At 63.9% G+C, this 20,597-nt stretch carries 23 protein-coding genes; 16 read left to right on the top strand and 7 right to left on the bottom strand.

All coding sequences use genetic code 11. From position 1 onward, the window contains the following. The first annotated feature begins 48 nt into the window (after positions 1 to 48). Complete coding sequence (locus ACX80O_RS07310) at positions 49 to 738, top strand: VOC family protein (RefSeq protein ID WP_459306773.1); 690 nt, start codon at positions 49 to 51, stop codon at positions 736 to 738. A 125-nt stretch (positions 739 to 863) separates the two neighbouring features. Here the strand turns inward: ACX80O_RS07310 and ACX80O_RS07305 are convergent, their stop codons facing one another. Beyond that, entirely contained in the window at positions 864 to 1,211 is a 348-nt protein-coding gene (locus ACX80O_RS07305; RefSeq protein ID WP_459306775.1) for a hypothetical protein, read from the bottom strand. Between the two features lie 156 nt (positions 1,212 to 1,367). On the opposite strand from ACX80O_RS07305, the gene ACX80O_RS07300 reads away from it, so the two are divergent. Together ACX80O_RS07300 and ACX80O_RS07295 are read left to right on the top strand one after the other, a co-directional pair. After that, entirely contained in the window at positions 1,368 to 1,964 is a 597-nt protein-coding gene (locus tag ACX80O_RS07300) for a GNAT family N-acetyltransferase (protein ID WP_459333021.1), read from the top strand. Between the two features lie 220 nt (positions 1,965 to 2,184). Further along, positions 2,185 to 2,772: a hypothetical protein gene (locus ACX80O_RS07295; protein WP_459306778.1), complete on the top strand. Its 588-nt coding sequence runs from the start codon at positions 2,185 to 2,187 to the stop codon at positions 2,770 to 2,772. Positions 2,773 to 2,774: 2 nt separating this feature from the next. On the opposite strand, the gene ACX80O_RS07290 is transcribed toward ACX80O_RS07295, so the two are convergent. Further along, a complete protein-coding gene (locus tag ACX80O_RS07290) occupies positions 2,775 to 3,488 on the bottom strand; it encodes a GAF domain-containing protein (protein WP_459333020.1) in 714 nt (237 codons plus the stop codon). Between the two features lie 9 nt (positions 3,489 to 3,497). Beyond that, positions 3,498 to 4,199 carry a GAF and ANTAR domain-containing protein gene (locus ACX80O_RS07285; RefSeq protein ID WP_459333019.1) on the bottom strand — a complete coding sequence of 234 codons (702 nt, stop codon included), beginning with the start codon at positions 4,197 to 4,199 and terminating at the stop codon, positions 3,498 to 3,500. A gap of 427 nt (positions 4,200 to 4,626) precedes the next feature. On the opposite strand from ACX80O_RS07285, the gene ACX80O_RS07280 reads away from it, so the two are divergent. The 4 genes from ACX80O_RS07280 to ACX80O_RS07265 all read left to right on the top strand — a co-directional run bounded on the left by ACX80O_RS07280 (position 4,627) and on the right by ACX80O_RS07265 (position 7,388). After that, complete coding sequence (locus ACX80O_RS07280; protein WP_459306783.1) at positions 4,627 to 5,226, top strand: sigma-70 family RNA polymerase sigma factor; 600 nt, start codon at positions 4,627 to 4,629, stop codon at positions 5,224 to 5,226. A 202-nt stretch (positions 5,227 to 5,428) separates the two neighbouring features. Then, positions 5,429 to 5,860, top strand: a complete 432-nt coding sequence (locus ACX80O_RS07275) for a MarR family winged helix-turn-helix transcriptional regulator (RefSeq protein ID WP_459306785.1) — start codon at positions 5,429 to 5,431, stop codon at positions 5,858 to 5,860. A gap of 82 nt (positions 5,861 to 5,942) precedes the next feature. Beyond that, positions 5,943 to 6,398 carry a DUF6069 family protein gene (locus ACX80O_RS07270; protein ID WP_459333018.1) on the top strand — a complete coding sequence of 152 codons (456 nt, stop codon included), beginning with the start codon at positions 5,943 to 5,945 and terminating at the stop codon, positions 6,396 to 6,398. Positions 6,399 to 6,437: 39 nt separating this feature from the next. Next, on the top strand, positions 6,438 to 7,388 hold the full coding sequence (locus ACX80O_RS07265) for an NADP-dependent oxidoreductase (protein ID WP_459333017.1): 951 nt from the start codon (positions 6,438 to 6,440) through the stop codon (positions 7,386 to 7,388). Positions 7,389 to 7,502: 114 nt separating this feature from the next. Here the strand turns inward: ACX80O_RS07265 and ACX80O_RS07260 are convergent, their stop codons facing one another. Beyond that, complete coding sequence (locus ACX80O_RS07260; protein ID WP_459333016.1) at positions 7,503 to 8,069, bottom strand: HutD/Ves family protein; 567 nt, start codon at positions 8,067 to 8,069, stop codon at positions 7,503 to 7,505. Next, positions 8,066 to 8,917 (bottom strand): MurR/RpiR family transcriptional regulator, encoded by an 852-nt coding sequence (locus tag ACX80O_RS07255; RefSeq protein WP_459333015.1) that lies wholly within the window; start codon positions 8,915 to 8,917, stop codon positions 8,066 to 8,068. The genes ACX80O_RS07260 and ACX80O_RS07255 overlap by 4 nt, the downstream gene beginning before the upstream one ends. A gap of 110 nt (positions 8,918 to 9,027) precedes the next feature. Here ACX80O_RS07255 and ACX80O_RS07250 point away from each other — a divergent pair, with 110 nt between their 5' ends. Further along, positions 9,028 to 10,053: an ornithine cyclodeaminase family protein gene (locus tag ACX80O_RS07250; protein WP_459333014.1), complete on the top strand. Its 1,026-nt coding sequence runs from the start codon at positions 9,028 to 9,030 to the stop codon at positions 10,051 to 10,053. Positions 10,054 to 10,058: 5 nt separating this feature from the next. Then, positions 10,059 to 11,591 (top strand): aromatic amino acid lyase, encoded by a 1,533-nt coding sequence (locus tag ACX80O_RS07245; protein ID WP_459333013.1) that lies wholly within the window; start codon positions 10,059 to 10,061, stop codon positions 11,589 to 11,591. Here ACX80O_RS07245 and ACX80O_RS07240 read toward each other — a convergent pair. Further along, positions 11,521 to 12,555 carry a LacI family DNA-binding transcriptional regulator gene (locus tag ACX80O_RS07240; protein WP_459333012.1) on the bottom strand — a complete coding sequence of 345 codons (1,035 nt, stop codon included), beginning with the start codon at positions 12,553 to 12,555 and terminating at the stop codon, positions 11,521 to 11,523. The two genes, ACX80O_RS07245 and ACX80O_RS07240, sit on opposite strands and share 71 nt — an antisense overlap. A 240-nt stretch (positions 12,556 to 12,795) precedes the next feature. On the opposite strand from ACX80O_RS07240, the gene ACX80O_RS07235 reads away from it, so the two are divergent. Both ACX80O_RS07235 and ACX80O_RS07230 read left to right on the top strand, forming a co-directional pair. After that, positions 12,796 to 13,689: an amidohydrolase family protein gene (locus ACX80O_RS07235; protein ID WP_459333011.1), complete on the top strand. Its 894-nt coding sequence runs from the start codon at positions 12,796 to 12,798 to the stop codon at positions 13,687 to 13,689. Continuing rightward, the gene (locus ACX80O_RS07230) at positions 13,686 to 14,273 is read left to right on the top strand and encodes a cysteine dioxygenase (RefSeq protein WP_459333010.1); all 588 of its coding nucleotides are present in this window, start codon (positions 13,686 to 13,688) and stop codon (positions 14,271 to 14,273) included. Before ACX80O_RS07235 ends, ACX80O_RS07230 begins: the two co-directional genes overlap by 4 nt. A 43-nt stretch (positions 14,274 to 14,316) precedes the next feature. Here ACX80O_RS07230 and ACX80O_RS07225 read toward each other — a convergent pair whose 3' ends face one another. Next, positions 14,317 to 15,783: an aromatic amino acid lyase gene (locus ACX80O_RS07225; protein WP_459333009.1), complete on the bottom strand. Its 1,467-nt coding sequence runs from the start codon at positions 15,781 to 15,783 to the stop codon at positions 14,317 to 14,319. Between the two features lie 141 nt (positions 15,784 to 15,924). On the opposite strand from ACX80O_RS07225, the gene ACX80O_RS07220 reads away from it, so the two are divergent. From ACX80O_RS07220 to ACX80O_RS07200, 5 genes are all read left to right on the top strand, one after another. Next, positions 15,925 to 16,986, top strand: a complete 1,062-nt coding sequence (locus ACX80O_RS07220; RefSeq protein ID WP_459333008.1) for an ABC transporter ATP-binding protein — start codon at positions 15,925 to 15,927, stop codon at positions 16,984 to 16,986. Then, on the top strand, positions 16,983 to 17,630 hold the full coding sequence (locus tag ACX80O_RS07215) for an ABC transporter permease (protein WP_459306806.1): 648 nt from the start codon (positions 16,983 to 16,985) through the stop codon (positions 17,628 to 17,630). The genes ACX80O_RS07220 and ACX80O_RS07215 overlap by 4 nt, the downstream gene beginning before the upstream one ends. Continuing rightward, positions 17,630 to 18,358, top strand: coding sequence for an ABC transporter permease (locus tag ACX80O_RS07210; protein WP_459333007.1), 729 nt, complete (start codon positions 17,630 to 17,632; stop codon positions 18,356 to 18,358). The genes ACX80O_RS07215 and ACX80O_RS07210 overlap by 1 nt, the downstream gene beginning before the upstream one ends. Before the next feature lie 41 nt (positions 18,359 to 18,399). Further along, on the top strand, positions 18,400 to 19,335 hold the full coding sequence (locus ACX80O_RS07205; RefSeq protein ID WP_459333006.1) for an ABC transporter substrate-binding protein: 936 nt from the start codon (positions 18,400 to 18,402) through the stop codon (positions 19,333 to 19,335). A gap of 90 nt (positions 19,336 to 19,425) precedes the next feature. Further along, complete coding sequence (locus ACX80O_RS07200; RefSeq protein ID WP_459306811.1) at positions 19,426 to 20,433, top strand: YeiH family protein; 1,008 nt, start codon at positions 19,426 to 19,428, stop codon at positions 20,431 to 20,433. Positions 20,434 to 20,597 lie beyond the last annotated feature (164 nt).

Raw genomic sequence — 20,597 nt, 5'->3', positions numbered from 1 at the left:
CGAAGCCGACTTGACCTCAAGTCCACTTGAGCTTGTTGGGTAAAGAACATGCGAATAATCTCAGTCGAATTTGAAACAGAAGACCTCACCCGGGCAGAAAAGTTCTATGGCTCCCTTCTCGGCCTTCCGACGGCACGGGAGGGCTGCACCCTCACCATTCGGGCCGGCTCGTCGATAATCCTCCTCAAACAGGGGCCTAGTGATCGAGGCAAGCAGCATCTCGCCTTCACCATCCCGCGCCTCCTGTTCGACAGCGCCAAGGAATGGACAGCCCAGCGTGCTCCGCTGCTTCTCGACGCCGATGGGCGGGATGAATTCGAAACGTCGCCGCACTGGAACGCCCATTCCCTCTACTTCCCGGACCCGGACGGCAACATCCTTGAGTTCATCATCCGCAGAGATATCCACGATGACCAGGGTGGGCCCTTCCGCCCCGAGCACGTCCGATGCGCCAGCGAAGTCGGCATCGCCGTCGACGACGTTCCCGAGAGCGCGGCATGCGCTAAACGGGTTCTCGGCCTGGATGCCTACGGCAGCGGGGCACCCACGTTCCAACCGGTCGGAGATCTCGAGGGCCTGCTTATCCTGGTGAATCGTGGCCGGCATTGGTTCCCCACCGCGACGCCGAGCGGGACCAGACGCCTCGTGCTGCACATCGAGGGCGGATCGGCCGGATCCCTGGAACCGACTCCCGGAACCATCATTCACTCCACCGCACGGCTCAAGGAGACTGTCTAATTATCGAACCGCAGTCGAGCCTTCTCGATGATGGTCTGAGCAGCAGGTTCTTCCTGAAATATTTGAGTTCGCCGAAGACGGCCGATTCTTGGAGCAATGCCATGAAAACAGGTGAGAAGGCCGGGTTACCTTGTCAGCCGCCCGGTCTCTGGCACCGGTAGCTCGAAGATAGTCCCGTAGTTTTCTGCATAGCCGTAATCGATGCTTTTGACTCGGAGCCGTTCAGGACTGGCTTCGACGATCTGTACGTTGATCGGCTCCTTGCGGTCCTTCAGCGAGAGCCGCCACGTATCGGCTAAGTAGCTCAGACCGACACCCTGAAGCACCTGGCTAGCGTCGAACTCGTCTGCGGCGTCGGCAAGTCGATAGCCGAAAAACGTGACCGGAGTGTGCAGGGAGCCGTCAACAACAAGGTAGCCGAGAAGCTCGCCGTCGTCCTCGCGGTGATAGGCGGTCCAAGTCGAAGGAATCATAGGCCCAGACTAAACTAATCGCCGTCAGCAGCGGGTTGGATACTCGAATAGTAGGACCGCCAATCAAGGACTGTAGCAACCGCTATTCCTGCTGAACACCCCGGGGCAGGCAACGCTTCGCCTTCTGCAGGCACGATCGTTTTGTAGGCTGGCGGGATGACCTTCGTTTCGATCCCTCCGCTCATCGGCTCCCTGACCACTTTGGAACCGCTCTTGCCGGAACACGCCGCGGAATTGGCTGACGCGGTTGCCGAGAACGACCTGTACAAGGTCTGGTACACCCGGTTGCCCTCTCCGGAAGAGATGGGCGCCGAAATCGAGAACCGGCTGGCCAAACACGCCGCCGGCCGGATAGTCCCGTGGACGATCCGCAGGGCAAGCGATGGCAAGGCTGTAGGGATGACGACCTTCCTCAATCTCCGCCCCGACCACCGGCGGCTGGAAATCGGGTCTACCTGGATCGCTCCCAGCGCTCAAGGAACCGGACTCAACACCGAGGTGAAGTTATTGCAGCTCACCCGCGCCTTCGAAGCACTCGACTGCATTGCCGTGGAATTCCGCACCCACTGGCACAACCAGCGGTCCCGCCGGGCCGTCGCCGCGCTCGGAGCAAAGCAGGACGGAGTGCTGCGTAACCACGACCTGTGGCGTGACGGGACCATGCGCGACATTGTGGTGTTCTCGATCATTGAGAGCGAGTGGCCGACCGTGAAACTGTCACTGACAGAAAAGCTCCACGGTCTCCTCACGTGACCGCCCGGATGACGATCACTACAGAGGCGGACAATAAGACCTCCAATGTATTGATCGATAGAGCCTGGCGGGACCGATCAGAGAGCTGTCCGGCATGATCCATTCACCGGCCAAGAATAACGGCCGATAGTGGACTGATTGTCTCTTGCGGGCTACTGTTGAGCTTGCCCCGGACCCCGGCAAAGCCGCATGGACTATGTGGACGTCTAAGAATGAGGGGATGATTGCAGTGGACGCCAGCCAGCAGGCCAGACAGCAACAAGTGAGGTACTCCACCCCGGAATTGCGGCTAAACACTCTGATCCAGGTGAATCCCGATCTGGGATACGCAACAGTGGTTGTGCGCGGATCACTCTCCCGGTCGAACTGTGACGAGCTGATCCGGATGGTCGCCCGTACCAGTTACCTGGCCTCCGATCTTAGTATCACAGTGGATCTCAGCGAGGCAAAGACCGTGGAAAGCCAGGCTGTGAGTAGGCTCGGGAACTACCCCACATGGATGGTCATCGAGCCGGGCTCGCCCGTGACCACCATGATGAGCGACGGCTCCGCCACCAACCCCCTGTCCAGCGAAGTCGACCGGCAGAAACAGGTGCGCACGGGGCCGTGGACCTGGCTCGCGCCCGACGAACCTTTCCCTGCGGATCTTACCGCGTTGGATCAGACTGAGGTTGAGGTACTCAATAGCCGAACCCACCGTCAGCTGGACACGGAATACCTCCGCGATCTGGAGCCGAATCCGGAAACAAGCGCACGGCTGGACGAGGTTACTGAAGAACTCGACCGCAGAGACGCGGAAGCCCACTAGCGCTACAACGTGAGCGATCGGTCGACGATCCTGCTTGCGGTTTCGTGCAGGCTGACTCTGTTCGAACGGGCGTATCCGCGAAGTCGGCTGAAGGCCTCGCTCATGTCCACATCGCCCAGGTGGGAGATGACCCCCTTCGCCTGCTCAACCAGGATGCGATTGTTCAGCGCACGCTGTAGCTGCTCGTTGACCAGTGAGCTTTCGCGGATGGTGCGCTCCTGGAGCAGGCTAATGGTCGCGACATCTGCCAGCGCCTGTCCAATGGACGAATCTTCCGCGGTCATTGCTCCGATGTCGCGACCAAATAGGCCCATTGCGCCTATCGTTCGACCGTGAACCCGCAGGGGGACCGCATGCACGGAGTGGAATCCCTGGCTTAGCGCCGCCGCCTGAAATCCTGGCCAGCGCCCCTCCAGGGCGTCGATGTTGTCAATGGCAACAGCAACGCCTGTTTCGAAGCATTCAACGCACGGCCCTTCTCCGGCCTGGAGCTGCAGTATCTCAACCAGCTGACTTTCCTCACTGGTGGAGGCCACCACCTGTAACTCTCCCTGGGGATCGGCCAACAGCAGTCCGACAGCAGCGGCGTCAAGCAGACTGACCGTCTCCTCCACTAGCGTGTGGAAGAGATCCAGCACATCGTAACCGGCGACGAGTGTGTCTGTGAGTCGCACAAACGCGGCACTGACCCGTTCCGCGCGCGATGTAGTCACCATCCACCCAGTTTACTGCAGCACACGCCGGTCGTTCCCTTCATCGGGTGGGGAAAAATTCAGCTCCCTGGCGACAACATCCCGGGAAATCTCCGCCAGTGTGCGCCCGTTGGCAAACGCGTGCGCCCGCAGTAGCAGTAACGCTTCAACTGCGGTCAGCGATGCCTGGGCAAGGACCATGCCCGTGGCCTGATGAATCTCCCGCCGGGACGGCGTCGAGCTTCCCTGCGGTGCCTCCTCACCGCTGACGGCACCAAGATTCAGCAGTTGACGCAACACCGTCCACGACGTCCGCCCCGCAAGAACCGAGGCAGTGCCTTGATCCTCACGGCTCAGCTCCCAGGGTGATGCCCTGTAGAGTTCGACCACCCCGATGTCGATCGCCCCCACAGCCAACGGAAAAACGAAAAGTGCCGCCGCCCCCGTCGCGGCGACGGCCTTCCCAAACACCGGCCAAGAATGATGATCCGCGGACTGTAGGTCGGGCAGCAGGACCGGAAGTCGGGTGCGAAGGGCCACCCAGCGGGGCCCCTCGCCCAAGTCAAATTGCAGCTCATCGAGCCGGGCTGCCACCGAATCACTGGCACAAAGCAGCGTCTCCTGCATTGTTCCGCCAAATACTGATACCGAGGCCCCCGTCACCGGCAGCAACTCAAGAAATGGATCGCATAGTTGCGCCTCTCCGGGAGCAGCATCAGGGAACCACTCAGACATGGCACCACCGGAGGTCCGAACAGGAAGTCAGGGTACTGGTCATAGCTTCCAATCTCCGACCCTTCGCGTCGTTGCAAACCCTTACCCTTTGAGACAACCATAGACCCGTGCAGCCTCGTCTGGTCCGCAGGCCCCCGCCCCAGCCCTTCATAGCCAAGCCAGCATCAGGTCGGCTTGGCTCATGGGGTCATGATGGACAATCAGGGTGCTTAGTATTACATTGGCAGTACTTGCCCAGAACCCCGGCATGGCCTCATTGAGACAGCACGCGCAAAAGGGGAGACGAATATGACTTTGCTTGCCAGTCAGCAGCGACAACTCCGGAGCGGGCGGAATCTACCTGGAGACACCGTTCCGGAGCTAGACGCTTGGTCTTCGCGGTTCGACAGAATACGATCTGCGTGGACCGTAGGGACAACGGGCTCTCGTGCATGATCCATTCAGCGCCCGAAACCAAGCCATTCGCACCCCGGTGATCGCAGGTACTGACGGTCTTGAGGACTTGTTGCTGTGGACGGGACAGGGCGATCGGGAGGCCTTTACCCGGCTTTACGGCCACACCTCCGGGCGTATCCAGGGGTTGGTGCGACGTGTGATCCTCGACCAGGTACGAAGCAATGAAACCGTCCAGGACGTCTATGTCGAGGTATGGCTGACAGCGGCCCGCTTCGACCCTTCCCGGGGCAGTCCGCTGGCGTGGCTGACCGCCATCACCCACCGCCGGGCCGTTGAACGGGCGCGCTCCGATCACAGTTCCGCCGGGAAGGCTGCCCGTTGGACCGCAGTCTCGAGGATCATCAAACACGAGAAGGCTACTGAAGCCGCCACCGACCGGATTGGGACTGAGAACTTTCTGTCCCAGCAAGCAGCCTTAACCGACCCGCAGCGCGAAGCAATGAACCTCGCCTACTGGGGTGGGTTCACCTATCGGGAGACCGCCGAACTCCTCGGCGTTTCGGAGCTCACCGTGAAGTCCCGAATATGCGACGGGCTACGCCTCCTCAAGACAGCCTTGGACGTGCCGTGAAGGGCCCTGCCCGCGTATTCTGGTGACGGCGAAAAGTCTTGGGCAGTGGGACGCCGTGCGGACCGGTCCGGGCAGGAGCGGGCGCGCAGATCCGAATTCGGAGGCAAGTTAGAACCGCGGAGCGAGACCCGGTGTCGTAGCGTTGCAGGATATAGTTACCTGTCTAATCAATCACCGCGCACGCCGCAATCAGGGAGTATTAGTGGATCCAGAGCAAGCTGCAGTCATAAACGCTGCCATCCGCACGATCGGCATGCGCCACCGATCCCTGGCGGGCGCCAAGCTGGCCGAAATAGGCCTCTCTCTGGGGCAGGAGATGCTGCTGAAAGAGTTGTTCGCAAAAGGTCCTCGAACGCAGTCTCAGCTTTCCACTGCGGCCTGCTGTGAGCCACCGACCATTACTTCCGCTGTCAAGAAGATGGAAGCAAACGGGCTGGTTACCCGGTCGCCCTCCTCCGCTGACCGCCGAGCAATGATCGTCGAACTCACACCCACAGGCGAAGCAGTAATCGCTGACCTAGAGCGGCTGTGGCAGGAGTTGGCCGACGAAACTGTTGCCGGTCTCGAACACACCGAGCTTCAGAATCTGATCGCGACCTTGAACGATCTCGCCAATAGTCTGAGGCAGGCCTAAAGACCCTCTTGTGCCGAAGTGTTTAGGTGCCTAACATGATGTTTGTTAGGCACCTAACGAAAACATGGCAAAGGAGAACGTCATGAAATCCCACATCCTCCAGCCCCTCGGCTGGATACTCCTGGCCGCGGTGGCAGCACTTATCGTCTGGCTCATAGCTGGCCCGATTGCTGACGTCGCGCTCACTGTCGCGATGGGTGGCACGCCACCCATGGACATCACCCCCATCTCTGTCGTGATGGCTTCGGTTCTCTCCGGACTGGTGGCGTGGGGCCTTTTGCTGCTGCTGCAGCGCTACCTTCGCAACGGAAAACGAATCTGGATGATCGTCGCCGTCGTCGTGCTGGTCCTGTCCATGGCTGGCCCGCTGACCGCCGAAGCCAGCACTGCAACCAAAGCGGTACTGATGCTGATGCACGTCCTGGTCGGGGCGACGCTCGTCGTCGGCCTGCCACGAGCTGTGGCGAACTACGGCGCCACACGGCAAACAGGCCGGGGTCACGCTGCCCGATCCGCCGCAGACCTCAACCCCGGGTAAATCCTGGCGGATCGGGTTCGGCCGCCCTACGCTAAGGGGATGCGTGCCGTGACTTTCAAAACCGTGAGTGGAAGCATCGAGCCCACGGTCGACGACGTCGTTGAACCATCCGTACCGGCCGGGTCACAAATTCTGGTCAGGGTGGCAGCATCAAGCATCAATGGCAGCGACCTGGGGCTCGTCCGCAGCGGTTCGCTCATGGCCTGGCTGAGCCGGAAGGCGAGGCCCGGTTTCGACATCTCGGGCGTGGTGGTGGCCTGCGGCGAAGCGGTGACCGCCTTTACACCGGGCGACAGGGTAATGGCACTGCTGGGCCACCGCGGTGGCGGCCAAGGCCAGCTGGTTCTCGTCCCGCAACGCAGCGCCGCACGGGTACCGGACTTCATGACAAACGGCGACGCTGCGGCGCTTCCTCTCGCCGGGCTTACTGCACTCCAGGCACTACGAGGCCGAGCGGGAATCCACCGGCGCGAGGGGATGAAGGTGCTGGTCAACGGAGCGGCGGGGGGAATTGGCTCATTCGCGGTACAACTGGCCAAGAACTTCGGCGCTCAGGTAACCGCCATTACCAGCAACAACCGCCAACGCTACCTCCACAACCTTGGCGCGGATACCGTCCTGGACCGGCACGAGACAGACCTTCTCGGTCGCGGACTTCGATATGACGTTGTGCTGGACGTTCCCGGCTCGTTCCACTACCGAACGGTTCGGCCAATACTGACGCCTCAGGGCATGCTCGTGTCCACTAGACCAATCGCCGTCGACACACTTCGGATGCTGAACCCGGCGTCCGCTCACCGGCGGACCCAAAGATTCACCGTCGTGACAACGAGACCCTCCAACCAGGATCTGGCGTATCTCAGCACCCTCATCGAAACGGGACGAATAAGGGTCCCCCTGGACCGGTTGTTCCCACTCGACCAAGTCGCCGACGCCTATCGACATGCCATGAGTGGCAACGTCCGGGGAAAGACCGTGCTCATTCTTTAGGCGTCTGTCGCTCGGCGTTGGCGAGCTGCTCGACGACCTAGGGGAGGCATGGAAGAGTCTCGATCTCCCAATCCACGTCCGCCTCATCCGGTGAGCGCCACACCGAACCAGCTACTAGCGGGGCGAGACCGAGGCGATGGCTACCTTAGCGTGACCGGTGAACTCGGCCACTCCGTTCTCAATCAGCACTGCATCATGCGGTTCCAGCCGCGTGTCGCTGAACCTAAGCTCCCCCGACAAGAGAACGACGACGACGACGCCCAGCTCGGTCTCGATGAGCTGCCCCGAAGTCAGCTCACGATACTGAAGTCCGCCGGAGAACGCAGGGCGTCGGGTCATCAGGTTCAGGTCGAGCGTCGGAACGGTCACGCCCACCGCCGCGACCTGATTCTCGCCGGCAAACCGGTGTACCTCATGCTGGCGCAGGTTTACCGGGTTTCCGTCATCAACCAGTTGCAGGCCGTGGGACGACAGCGCCATCAGGGAACGATCCACGCCGGGGAACGCCGAGAATCCGCCGTCGCTGTCGACCGTGGCGATACTGAGCCGCCAGTCAAATGGACCGCTGCCACGGGTGGCGGCGCCGTCGTCGGGCCGTATTGCCAGCTCGGTGGTGTGGCCGCCGCCGTTCCGCCACGGCACGCGCCGGTGCGCCGACGCGGGAAGCAGAATGGCGCTCATCGCTGGGTGTGGGCCCACCGCTCGACCAGCTCCTCATGGGCTTCGAGCAGCTCCTGAGTGCGGTGCGGATCGCGGGCAGCGAGGGCGTCCAGCAGCGAGATAGAGAGGACAACGGCTGCCGCGTGGGAGTCGAACACCAGATCGGTGCCAACCGGCGCGACCAGGAGGGCGTCGACGTCGTTGGCAAACGGGACCAGCGGGCTGTCGACGACGGCTACCGTCGCCATGCCCAGCGCCCGGGCCTGCGCCAGCGCGCGGACCGTTGCCGCAGGATACCGGGGCATCACGAAGGCCAGGACGGCGGTGGCGCCGTTGCGGTGCAGTTGGAGGATGGCGTCGTCCATGGAGGCTGCGTCGGAGAGCACATGAACGTCGGGCAGCACCCGGCGGGCGAAATAGCCCAGGTACTCGGCGAGCGCGGCCGAAACCCGCAGCCCGATGATCCCGAGCGGCTGGGTGGCGGCGAGCAGGTCAATGGCCTTCTGCATCTGCTCACTGGCGACTGTTCGTTCCAGTGCACCGATGTTCTGCTGCTCGAATTCGAGGATGGTGGGCCGCTCAACGCCGGCGCCGTTCAGCGGGTCCGACTTTCCCCGCACCACATCGCGGATGGCATTGCGGAACTCGGGGTAGCCAGGATAGCCCAGCGCGGTGGCCAGCCGGGTGACGGTGGGCTGGCTCACCCCAGCCGCCTCGGCGACATCGATGGTTGAGGCAAACGCGACATCCGGCAGGGAGGAGAGCATGTACTGGATCACGCGGCGCTGGGTGGGTGACACCCGATGACGATGCGCCAGGTCGACCAGCCAGTCGTGCGCACGGTCGGCAGATAATTGGTCGCTCAGCATGGTCAGTCCCCCGGTTCCGTGACGTCATCGTTTGGTGATACCGCTCACCATGAATAGCATGATACACAGTCAAGCTACGTGCATGAAACAATTCATATTCGGAGGTTCGAATGTCACAGCAGAGTCACCGCGAAATCTGGTTGAGGTTTCTCTCCGGTCCGGATATCGATTCTCTTGAACTCACTCGCCCCGAGATCATCCGGGCAGTGGACGACGTCGTCGCCTCCCATGGCAGGGGCGAGACGGTCTTCGAACCCCGCATGCACCTGATGCCCAACAACGGCGGAATAGGTCACTTCAACGTCCTGCGCGGGCACGTCTCCAACCTGGGAGCCCACGGCATCAGCGGCGTCAAGGTCGTGGGCGACTTTGTCCCCAACTACCTGCAGGGACTCCCCAGCGAACTTGCCATGGCCACCCTGTACGACCCGACCACCGGGGTGCCGCTCTGCGTCATGGACGCCACACTGGTGACCGAGGTGCGCACCGGCGCCATGACCGCCGTCGGCGCCAAGCACCTGGCGCGGAAGGACTCGAAAATTCTGGGGCACGTGGGCGCCCGCGGCACGGCGTTCTCCAACGTCACCATGTTGGACAGCATGTTCGACTTCGACGAGATCCGGGTAACCAGCAAACGCGAAGAATCCCGTGAAGCTTTCGCCGAGCAGTTGCGCGCCGAGATCAGCACTCCGGTGCGCGTCGTGGGCACCGCCGAGGAGGCCTTCGACGACGCCGACATCCTGGTGGAGGCATCCCGCCTCAACGAACCCACCCCCCTGCTGCGGACCGCGACGGTCAAGCCCGGCGCCTTCGTGGTCCCCTACGGGACGGTAAGCGCCGTCGAACTCGACCTGCTCGACGTGATGGACAAAGTGGTGGTGGATGACTGGCGCGAGGCGCAATCGGGGCGGTTCGGTGCCCTGCGCCCGCATGTTGATACCGGCAGGCTCTCCCCCGAAACCCTCTACGCGCAGCTCGGGGAGATTGTCAGCGGGCAGAAACCGGGACGCGAATCCGCGGACGAGCGGATCCTGTTCTGGCACCGTGGCCTATCCATCCTTGACGTGGCGGTGGCTCACCTGATTCTCACCAAGGCTGAACAGTCCGACACCGGAACCATGCTGAGGTACCGGTAACTACCGTGCACACCATTAGCCCCGCCCTTCACCTCCCGGTCCTGCGGATCTCGCAGGCTGAACAGCTCGACGCCGCCGCCATCCTGGATATCGCCGGTGGCCGGCCCCTTCGGATTGAGCAGCCCCTGTTGGACCGCATCGCCGCCCGACGCCGGGAGGTTCTCAACCTGTTGACCGACGGCGATCCTGTCTACGGGGTCAACACCGGGATGGGTGCCGCCAGCGAGGTTCGTCTCGACGATGCGGCGCAGTCCAGGCACCAGAACAACCTCATGCTGGGCCGCGCCGTGGGATCAGCGCCCTGGCTTACCGAACCGGAAACCCGGGCCGTTCTTGCTGTGCGGTTGCGGACGTTCCTCTCCGGCGACGCCGGGGTATCGGAGAACTTGTGCGTCAGGTTGGCTGAACTGCTCAGCGCCGACATGTTGCCGGCCATTCCCCGCACCCGGATTGGTGCTGCCGGGGAGATCATCCCGCTCGCCCATCTGGGTGGGGCATTGACGGGATCCGGCGAGTTCCTTGCAGACGGGTCGGCCGTCGACGCTGCAGCGGTGCTCAGGGCGGCAGACATGGATCCCTACTCCTTTGGGACCAAGGAAGGGGTCGCTCTGATCGAGGGGATCCCCGTCACCACGGCGCTCGCCATTCTCCGTGCCGCCGATGCCCGCCTGCTCGCCGCTCAGGCCGTCGCCCTCACCGCTGCGGAGGTCTCCCTTGTGGGAGCCAGCCGCGATCCGTTTGATCCCGCTCTGGCGCGGGCCGACGTCGGGCTGGGCATTGTACTGGGGGCCATCCGCCGGTTGTCCGGACCCGATCCGCGGCCGCGCACCCTTCAGTCACCCCTCTCGTTCAGGGTGCTGGGAACGGCTGTCGCCCAGCTGCTGCGGTCCATCGCGTCGGTGGACGACGCCGTCGAACGCGCACTGAATGGTGTGACAGATTCACCGGCCTACCTGGACGGGCGGTTCATCGGGACCGCCGGCTTCGACGGGTTTGACCTTGCCGCGACCCTGGACGGAATGCGGCTCTCCATGACCCACGTGGCCGAAACGTCGGCCGCCCGCGTGCACCGCCTCCTGGATGAGAAATTCACCGGGCTCCCCCGGCAGCTGTCCGGCCAACCCGGCCTGCACGCCGGGATGGTGGCCGTCCACAAACGCGCGGTCGGCGTCATCCACGAACTGGTGGCGGTCGCCCGGCCCTCAAGCGTCGGGGCGATTGAGACCTCCTTCGGCCAGGAGGACGTGCAAAGCTTCTCCGCTGAAGCGGCCGAGGCGTGCTGCCACTCCGCAACTGGGCTGCGCGACGTGCTGGCGTGTGAACTCCTGACGGTCATCCAGGGCGTGCGGTTGGCGGATCGCCCGCTGGAGCGCATTGATCCGCGCCTCGAAACCCTGGTGGACGATGCCTCGGCCCTCCTGCCCGAAGGTACCGATGACCGCGCCTACGGCAAGGACATCACTGTGCTCAACGGCCTGCTGGCGAGTGGTTGGGGGCGTTGGGTGTTGACGGACGAGCTGTCGACGCCCGCGCAATGAACACCGGGCGGAACATCACCTGGCCGCTGGCGGTTCCGGTGCCTTCCGGGGACGTGAGGGCGCTGACCGCGGCGTCAACGATCGCCTGCTCGTCCCAGCCGAAGGTGGTCAACTCCGGGCTGACCAGTGAGGCCAACTCGCTGTCGTCGAACCCGAGGATCGACAGGTCCCCGGGGATCGTGAGCCCGAGGCCCCGGGCCGCGCGGTAGGCACCGAAGGCGATCGAGTCGCCCAGACAGAACAGTGCCGTGGGCCGGTCTTTTCCTTCGAGTAGCCGGGCCGCGGCGTGGGCAGCACCGTGGACTGACGACGGCGACGACGACACGGTGACTTTCACCCCCATTGATTCTCCAAGGCTCCGGGCCAGCAGTTCAGCGGGCCGGCCCGGCGTCGTGGGCATGGTTGGTGCCAACAACCCGACTGTTCGGTGTCCCAGGTCGGCCAGGTGCTGGAGGGCCGTGCCGACGCCATACTCGTTATCGAAGAGGACGCTTTCCGATTCGGGGCGGGCCGTGAGCGCATCCCCGATTGACACAATCCGGGTCTGGGCCGGCACCTCCGCCCAGTAGCCGGCCGACGGATCCACGGGGAGCACGATGACTCCGTCGACCCGCTGCGCAGCAAGGGAGTGGAGGACTTCCTCTTCGCGCTGGGGCGAGCCGTCGACGTCGGCAATGATCGATGAGAGTTCCTGCACCCGGAGCGCCTCGGAGAGCATCACCGCCAAGCCCTGGCGCCACAGGTCGCGAAGCGATCCGACGATAGCTACGTTGCCGCTGCGCCCACTGGCGAGCGCCCGGGCGATCGGATCAACTGAATATCCCAGCTCCTCGGCCAGGGCCCGGACCCTGGCCTGGGTAACTTCCGACCCCCTCAGCCCCCGCAGGGCATACGAGGTCGCCGCCTTCGACAACCCTGCAGCGTCTGCGATGTCCTGGAGTGTTTTTCGCTGGGCCCCGGTCATCAGACCAGCATACGTGGGACGCGGGCTGCCTCGCCGAGAAGCTAGATGCGGCGACTTGTGGGCCCCTTTGACTCGCCTTGACTCAGGGCTCGGCGGGAGGGGTCTGGCGGGTTTGCCGGATGGGGTGGGGAAGTTGACAAGGGGACGTGTGAACCGGTTCAATTAGTGGAGTGAACCGGTTCACACCGAAGTTTGCTCGACATCAATTCTCCAGCCGATCAATACCAGCGAAAGGGCATCATGCGCACGGATTGCCACCAGCACCTGTGGCCAGCCGCGTTGATCGAAGCCCTCCGCACCCGCACCCGGAACCCCCGCCTCGATGGCTGGGAGCTGCTGATCGACGGCGAAGCACCCTACGCCGTCGACCCCCTGGCCCACGACCCCGAGATCCGCCGCACCCGCGAGACCTGCGAGGGCAAGGACCAGGTGCTACTGTCCCTCTCCAGTCCCCTCGGCATCGAACATCTGCCGTCCGGGGAGGCGCGCGAGCTGATCGAGATCTGGCACCGCTCGGCGATCGAGCTCGGCGACCCCTTCCTGGTCTGGGCGGCGACGCCGGTGAGCAGCTTTGATCTCGACGGGCTGAGACGCATCCTCAAGCACGAGCGGGTGGTGGGCCTGCAACTGCCCGCCACAGCACTGGGTGACCCCGACGCGATCCGTCGGATGCAACCGGTCCTCGACGTGGTGCAGGCATCCGACAAACCGTTGCTGATCCATCCGGGGCCCGCCCCAGTGACCGCCGGGACGCCGTCGTGGTGGCCCGCCCTGGTGCCCTACGTGGCCCAGCTCCACGCGTCCTGGCTGGCCTGGCACGCAGTGGGCCGGGCCCAGCACCCCCGGTTGCGCGTGGCGTTCGTGGCTCTGGCCGGACTCGCACCGCTGCACCACGAGCGGCTCGCGGCACGCGGCGGTACCTTCGGCGCCGTCGACCCGCTGGTCTATTACGAAACGTCCTCCTACGACACCCGGGCGATTGACGCGACCATCCGGGTGGTCGGCGTCGACCCGATCATCCACGGCTCCGACCGGCCGTATGCCGAGCCGCGCGATCCGGGCCTCGGGCACGCTTTCACCCATGCATTGTTCTCCGCCAACCCTCAACATCTCCTGAAAGGAACTCCACGATGACCACCACACCGTTCAGGGGCGCAGCCCTCACCGAGTCAGATGTTCCTGCCCTGCCCGGGCGCACCCTGAGCCAGAAAGAGCTGCAGGACTGGGTCACCGGCCTCGCGGCGCACCCCGAACTGTGGGAACACCACATCAACCACGAGGGGGGCAAGCGCCACTACGCCTCCGTGTACCGGGACTCCAATATCGACGTCTGGCTGCTGTGCTGGAATACCCAGGACGACACGGGCTGGCATGATCACGACATCTCCTCCGGCGCCGTCGTCGTTACCCACGGCGCGGTCTCCGAAGCCAACCCGCGGATGAACGGCGAACCGGTGCGTCGGGTGGTCGAGGCTGGCCGCTCGTTCTCCTTCGGACCCGACCACGTGCACCGCATGGGCGGTTCGGTGGACGGGTCGGTCACTATCCACGCGTACTCGCCGCCGCTGTGGCGGATGGGACAGTACGCGATTGGGCGCAACGGGGTGATCCGGCGCATGTCGGTGAGCTACGCCGACGAACTGCGGCCTATGGACGACGAAAGCGTCATCGAGCAGTACAAGCAACTCCAGTCGGTCACCGACGAACTGGGTCGATAAGTCCTTCTGGACCTGGCCTCGAACTGCTCTGTAGGAAGGGTCTTCAGAACCGCGCGAGGCCCGGGAGCAACCCTAGTGCCCGCTCCAGGTCCTCGCCCAGCGGCCGGTCGTTCTGGTCCGGGTCCAGCCCCGCCGCGAGGTAGTCGAACGCCGCCCTCGCCGGGGCGGTCCCGAGCCGCTGGGGAGCCATCCGCAACGCCCTCACCGCTGCCACTGCTTCGAGTGCGACGACGACCGGCGCCTCTGCAGCCAGGTGCCGCAGCAGCCGGGCACCCTGAGTGGCAAAACCGGCGTGTTCCTCGAGGCCGAGGGACACACTGATGCCGGGCCCGTTGGCGGGTGCCGCGTAGGTGCGCAGGATCGACAGCACGTCCTGGGCCACATACTCGGCAATCATCAGGCCCGAACTTCCCGCCGGACCGGCCGCCAGGAAGGACGGCAGGCCGCTCAGCTCGGGGCGGAAAAGGTGGGACAGCCTCGCCGCCGAGAGCGAGATCACCGGATAGACGGCATTTCTCGTCGCGTCCAAGGCCGCGGAGAGCATGGCCAGGTGGAATTGCCCGTGGTGGAAGAGCCCTTCCTGGGTCATCAACGGGTTCTCAGCAGCCCCGTTGAACTCGGTTTCGATGATGGACCTCAGCCGCTGCAGCGCGTCAAGCGCCGGTGCGTGCACCTGCGGCAAGGCCCTGAGCGCAAAGGGATCCTGCAACCGGGCCGGAGCCACCGGTGTGTCCGGTCCGGTCAGCCGTCGCATCTCCGCCGCGACGGAGGCCTGGTGCGGGTGAACCCTCGCCCGATGAACTGCCTCCGCATACGGTTCGGGTGAACCCTCCAGCGCCAGCATGGTCAGGGACGCCACCACCATTGCGCTCTTCATCAGGTTTTCCATTGCGACGGCTCCCTGGGTGGCGGTGGCCAGGGTCAGGGCGCTGGAGCTCATGAAGGGCAGCGAATCGGTGTCCTCGAAGCGCACCGGGGCGATTCCCCCGATGAGCCATGGGCGATCGCCACTCAGGGTCAGGGCGAGCTCGGCCATGGCTGCCAGGTCGCCGGTCCCCAGCCCGCCGAGGCTGTGAATGGTGGCTACCGATCCGTTGTGGAGGGCCTCCAGCAGACCCTCCACCACCCCCACGCTGATTCCCGAACCGCCAGCGAGGAACTGGTTGAGCCGCACCGCCATGGTGGCGCGGACGGTTGTCTCCTCATCGACCCGGCCCGCCCCCGCGCAATGGCTCAGCAACAGGCGCCGGGCGTGGGCCGCCCGCCGCTCGTCCGGCGAACCGCCCGGGTCAACATTCATGGCCCGATTAGCTCCGACTCCGGTGTTGGCCCCATACACCCGACCCGATTCCCGGGCCCGCACGAGTTGGGTATGTGCCCCCTCCAAGGCGAGGAAAACGCCGTCGGGAACCTCCACCCGGGAAGTACCCGTTGAAATAGTAATAAGATCGTCAAGTGTCAGCGAGGCGCCATCCAGCACCACCCGGTTGATGTTGTCCTCGGAAGTCATGGGTGAACCGTTGTCCTTTACATGTCGATAGGTAAGTCATCTCACATATCGGGTCAACTGTCTATTCATTCGCTGGAACTATGAATCAACTTATTCACTGCCTGTTTCTGGGGCTGGTGCCAAGGGACCTGGAGAGCCACCGTGATTACGTTCGACAAGGTAAGCAAGACTTTTCCGGATGGCACCCTCGCCGTCGAGAATCTGAACCTCGAGTTGCCCACCGGAAAGATCACCGTGTTCGTGGGTCCGTCGGGTTGCGGCAAGACCACCTCGCTCCGCATGATCAACCGGATGATCGAGCCCACCGGCGGCCGGATCCTCATTGATGGGCAGGACGTCACGTCGCAGGACGCAGCACTGCTCCGCCGATCCATTGGCTATGTCATCCAGCACGCGGGACTGTTCCCCCATCGCACGGTGATAGAAAACGTCATGACGGTGCCCAATCTGGTTGGCAGCGACAAGAAAAAGTCGCGGGACTCGGCGATGGAGCTGCTGCTCCGGGTGGGACTCACCGAGAGCATGGCCAACAAGTACCCGGTCCAGCTCTCCGGTGGACAGGCGCAACGCGTCGGGGTGGCCCGGGCGCTCGCCGCCGATCCCCCCGTGATGCTGATGGACGAACCATTCAGCGCCGTCGACCCCATTGTCCGCGCCGGCCTGCAGACCGAGTTTCTTCGCCTCCAGGGCGAGCTGGGGAAAACTATTGCGTTCGTGACGCATGACATTGATGAGGCCATCAAGCTCGGCGACATGGTGGCTGTGTTTAGGGAAGGCGGGCATCTTGCCCAGTACGCCTCCCCGCAGGAACTTCTCGAGAACCCCGCCAACGACTTCGTTGCCGACTTTGTGGGCCGGGACCGTGGATTCCGCAGCCTGTCCTTCGACTCCTCCGAGATGCTGGTCCTGGATCCGGTGGAGTCGGTGACCTCGGGAAGCGAGATGCTGGTGCTCGACGGCGCCGGGCGTCCGCTTGGCTGGTCCGGTCCTGGCCTGGCCGATGAGCGCTCGCCCCTTCCCGTGGCTGGCACGTTCACCGCTACCGACTCCCTGCGGGTGGTGACCGACCTGGCGATCAGCTCCCCAGTGGGCATCGCCATCAGGGTCAATACCTCAGGCGTGGCCGACGGCGTCATCAGGCATCCGAGCCTGGTGCGGCAACTGGACGAACGGCGCCGACAGCGTGCGGGGACCACCGCATGATCGACTACATCACCGGCAACTCCGAGCTAATCTGGATCGCGTTTCGGGAACATCTGTATCTGGCGCTGATCCCTGTAATCCTCGGCATCATTATTTCGCTGCCACTGGGCTATCTTGCGGTTCGCTACAACAAGCTCTACTATCCGCTGGTCAATCTGAGCGGAATTCTCTACGCGATCCCCTCCCTGGCTCTGTTCCTGCTCATCCCGGCAGTCCTCGGGACCCCCGTCCTATCGCCCCTGAACATCATCATCGCCCTGACCATCTATACGGTGGCGCTCCTGGTCCGCGTGGTCGCCGATGGCCTGAACTCGGTGGACCCGGCTGTCACCCAGGCAGCCACCGCGATGGGTTACCGGCGGGTCAAACGCTTGCTCAGCGTTGAACTTCCGATTGCCCTGCCGGTGATGCTTGCCGGACTGCGGGTGGCAACGGTCGCCAACGTCAGCATCGTCAGCGTCGGCGCGCTGATCGGTGTCGGCGGGCTCGGTGCGCTGTTCCTACGCGGTCTGCAGCTCGACTACCTGGCACCTATCTACGTGGGGATCATCCTGTCAGTGCTACTGGCGGCGGTCTGCGACATCATTATTGTGGTGATCCAGCGGCGCCTGACTCCGTGGACACGAGTGGGAGGCAGGGCCTGATGGACTATTTCGAGTTTCTCCTTGATCCTGAGAACTGGGAGCTGGGCCGGAGCGGCACCATTCCCTCGTTGATCACTGAACACCTGTTCTATACATTCCTGACGCTGCTCATCGGTGCGCTGATTGCAATCCCCGTCGGGCTCTACATCGGCCACACAGGAAAATTCGCGTTCGTTGCCATCAACGCCGGCAACGCCGGTCGGTCACTTCCGACTCTCGGCCTGATTATCCTGCTGGTGACCCTCATCGGCTTCGGACTGGTGCCAGTGATTACCGCGCTGGTGATCCTCGCCATCCCGCCCATCCTCACCTCCACCTATGCCGGCCTGCGCGCCCTCGACCCCGCCTCAGTGGATGCCGCAAAGGGCATGGGGATGAGGCCGCTGCAGATCATGTTCAGAGTGGAAATCCCCATGGCGCTACCCCTCATCATGAGCGGGCTGCGCAGCGCCACCCTCCAGGTGGTCTCCACCGCAACCGTCTGCGCCTATGTAGGTCTGGGCGGGCTGGGCCGCCTGCTGGTTGACGGCATCGCGCTGAACCAGTACGACCGCGTGGTGGCGGGCGCCGTCGTCGTCGCACTCCTGGCGATCATTCTTGACCTTGGCGCCGCGGCCCTTCAGCGGCTGGTGGTGTCACCTGGCGTGTCGGGTAGGGCGCTGACCCGCACATCGAACAAGCCCGCGCGGCGCACCACGCCCGTCAGCGCGGATGTTCCGACGTCCTAATGCCCGATAAGCTGTAAACACCAGACCGAAAGGCACGACCCATGATAAAGAAACGCTCACCCAAACTGCTGAGCAGTGTTGCTCTCCTCGGAGTGGCGGCCCTCGCCCTTTCCAGCTGTGGCGGCGATCCGCTGGAGCCCGACGCGGGCGGAGAGTCAGTTGACGCCGAGACCATTGCGATTGGTTCGGCCAACTTCCCGGAGAGCGAACTGCTCGCCGAGATGTATGCCCAGGTTCTCGAAGCTGAAGGCATTGAGGTTGAACGTAGCTTCAACATCGGTGCACGCGACCTCTACCTGGCCGCGCTTGAAGACGGCTCGATTGACCTGCTGCCCGAATACAACGGTGCGCTGTATTCCTCGCTCGTTGAGGGTGGCGCGCCTGAGGGTGTCACCGGTCCCGACGAAGTGTATGACGCGATGGTTGAGGTCCTCCCTGAGGGAATTGTCGCGCTCGAGCAGTCAGAGGCTGAGGACAAGGACACGCTTGCCGTCCTGCCCGAAACGGCCGAGGAATTCGGCCTGGCGACTATGGATGACTTGACGGACATCGCCGGGGATCTCACGCTCGCCGCTGGCCCTGAATTCTCCGAGCGTTTCCAGGGTCTCGTCGGTCTTGAAGAGGTGTACGGCATCACCTTCGGTGAATTCAAGCCCCTCGACGCCGGTGGTCCGCTGACCCGCGAAGCCCTGCTGAGCGGCGAAGCGGATGTCGCCAACATCTTCAGCACCGATTCGACGATCGAAACCGAGTCGCTGGTGGTCCTCGAGGACACCCAGAACCTGTTCCTGTCGGAGAACATTGTGCCGATCGTGCGCGAAGCGAAGGTCACCGACGCGGTGACAGAGTCGCTCAACGGGGTCTCCGCGGCGCTGACCACCGAGAACCTCACCGAGTACCTTGCACGGGTTCAGGTGGACAAGGAGTCCAGCGAGACTGTCGCGACAGCCTTCCTCGAAGAGTACAACCTCCTGTAGGCAGTGGCTGCCCGTCCCGGCTTTTCGCTGTTGGGACGGGCAGCACCTCCTCTTTGGCACTTCCCACCCGAGCGCCCTGAAAGAAACCCAGTGACTACACAGCGCTCGGCCGCGTTTCTTAGCCTGCTCCCGGGAGTGCTGGTCATGGCTGCCGCTGTGGCTCTTTCCCTTTTTGTCGCCAGCCTGCAGGGGTTCATCGGCGCTCTCGTCGTGGCCCTGGCCCTAGGGCTGCTGGTGCGCAACACGGGGATGTTCCACCCCCGGATCCGGCCCGGTATCCAGCGGGCGACCAAAAGATTCCTACGGCTCGGCGTCGTCGTCCTGGGTCTGCAACTGTCCCTTCCCGAGATTCTGGGCCTTGGCGTCCCGGTGCTCGCGTTAATCATCGCCTCGGTCTTCATTAGCTTCCTCTTCACCCGGTACATTGGCGAACGGCTCGGGCTCAGCCGGGCCGCCTCCACGCTGATGGCTGCCGGGTTTTCGATCTGCGGGGCATCGGCGATCGCCGGGATGCAGAGCATTGTCAACGCCGACGACGACGAGGTGGCCAGCGCCATCGCGATGGTCACTCTGTACGGGTCGGCGGTGATTCTGGGGTTGCCGCTGATGGGTAATCTGCTGGGGCTCTCCCCCGAAACGTTCGGCATCTGGTCCGGTCTCGCCGTGCACGAGGTGGCCCAGGTGGTGGCGACGGCCAGCACCGCCGGGGCTGTAGCGCTTGCTGTGGCGACCGTGGTGAAACTCGGCCGTGTGGTGCTGTTGGCGCCGGTGGCCGCGTTCGTCTCGATCGGTATCCGCCGCGCCGAGGGTACCCGGCCGACCGTGCCCGGGCGGGCGGCCCCGATTGTGCCGCTCTTCGTGGTGGGATTCCTGGCACTGGTCCTGCTCCGCTCTACCGGCGTCGTACCCGAACCTGTGCTCGGGTTTGCCTCACTCGCCGCGACGCTGCTACTCGCCGCCGCGATGTTTGGCCTCGGCACAGGGATCGACATCCCCCATCTGGCCCGCACCGGTGGGAAAAACCTGGTCCTCGGCGGCATCTCCACTGTCTTCCTTGGCGGGATCACGCTCGCCGGGGCTGTGCTGGTCACCGCCTAGCTGTATCGCCCGGGTCCGGCTCCGGTTCCGGCTCCGGCTCCGGCTCCGGCTCCGGCTTTGCCCCGATCGGTGGGCAAACTGGACATCGGTGGCCGACATTTCCGCCCCACTCGTCGAGGTTGACCCCGCCGGTCCAGACTGCTCACCGGAACGACGTCGTCGTC

It is taken from the genome of Arthrobacter glycogeni, assembly GCF_054511155.1.
The sequence above is the reverse complement of the archived record's forward strand: the minus strand, read 5'-3'. Positions and strand labels throughout refer to the sequence as shown.

Coding starts and splice junctions, on each gene's coding strand:
- ACX80O_RS07310 (WP_459306773.1), top strand. CDS start 49: ATGCGAATAATCTCAGTCGAATTTGAAACAGAAGACCTCACCCGGGCA.
- ACX80O_RS07305 (WP_459306775.1), bottom strand. CDS start 1,211: ATGATTCCTTCGACTTGGACCGCCTATCACCGCGAGGACGACGGCGAG.
- ACX80O_RS07300 (WP_459333021.1), top strand. CDS start 1,368: ATGACCTTCGTTTCGATCCCTCCGCTCATCGGCTCCCTGACCACTTTG.
- ACX80O_RS07295 (WP_459306778.1), top strand. CDS start 2,185: ATGATTGCAGTGGACGCCAGCCAGCAGGCCAGACAGCAACAAGTGAGG.
- ACX80O_RS07290 (WP_459333020.1), bottom strand. CDS start 3,488: ATGGTGACTACATCGCGCGCGGAACGGGTCAGTGCCGCGTTTGTGCGA.
- ACX80O_RS07285 (WP_459333019.1), bottom strand. CDS start 4,199: ATGTCTGAGTGGTTCCCTGATGCTGCTCCCGGAGAGGCGCAACTATGC.
- ACX80O_RS07270 (WP_459333018.1), top strand. CDS start 5,943: ATGAAATCCCACATCCTCCAGCCCCTCGGCTGGATACTCCTGGCCGCG.
- ACX80O_RS07265 (WP_459333017.1), top strand. CDS start 6,438: ATGCGTGCCGTGACTTTCAAAACCGTGAGTGGAAGCATCGAGCCCACG.
- ACX80O_RS07260 (WP_459333016.1), bottom strand. CDS start 8,069: ATGAGCGCCATTCTGCTTCCCGCGTCGGCGCACCGGCGCGTGCCGTGG.
- ACX80O_RS07255 (WP_459333015.1), bottom strand. CDS start 8,917: ATGCTGAGCGACCAATTATCTGCCGACCGTGCGCACGACTGGCTGGTC.
- ACX80O_RS07250 (WP_459333014.1), top strand. CDS start 9,028: ATGTCACAGCAGAGTCACCGCGAAATCTGGTTGAGGTTTCTCTCCGGT.
- ACX80O_RS07240 (WP_459333012.1), bottom strand. CDS start 12,555: ATGACCGGGGCCCAGCGAAAAACACTCCAGGACATCGCAGACGCTGCA.
- ACX80O_RS07235 (WP_459333011.1), top strand. CDS start 12,796: ATGCGCACGGATTGCCACCAGCACCTGTGGCCAGCCGCGTTGATCGAA.
- ACX80O_RS07230 (WP_459333010.1), top strand. CDS start 13,686: ATGACCACCACACCGTTCAGGGGCGCAGCCCTCACCGAGTCAGATGTT.
- ACX80O_RS07225 (WP_459333009.1), bottom strand. CDS start 15,783: ATGACTTCCGAGGACAACATCAACCGGGTGGTGCTGGATGGCGCCTCG.
- ACX80O_RS07215 (WP_459306806.1), top strand. CDS start 16,983: ATGATCGACTACATCACCGGCAACTCCGAGCTAATCTGGATCGCGTTT.
- ACX80O_RS07210 (WP_459333007.1), top strand. CDS start 17,630: ATGGACTATTTCGAGTTTCTCCTTGATCCTGAGAACTGGGAGCTGGGC.
- ACX80O_RS07205 (WP_459333006.1), top strand. CDS start 18,400: ATGATAAAGAAACGCTCACCCAAACTGCTGAGCAGTGTTGCTCTCCTC.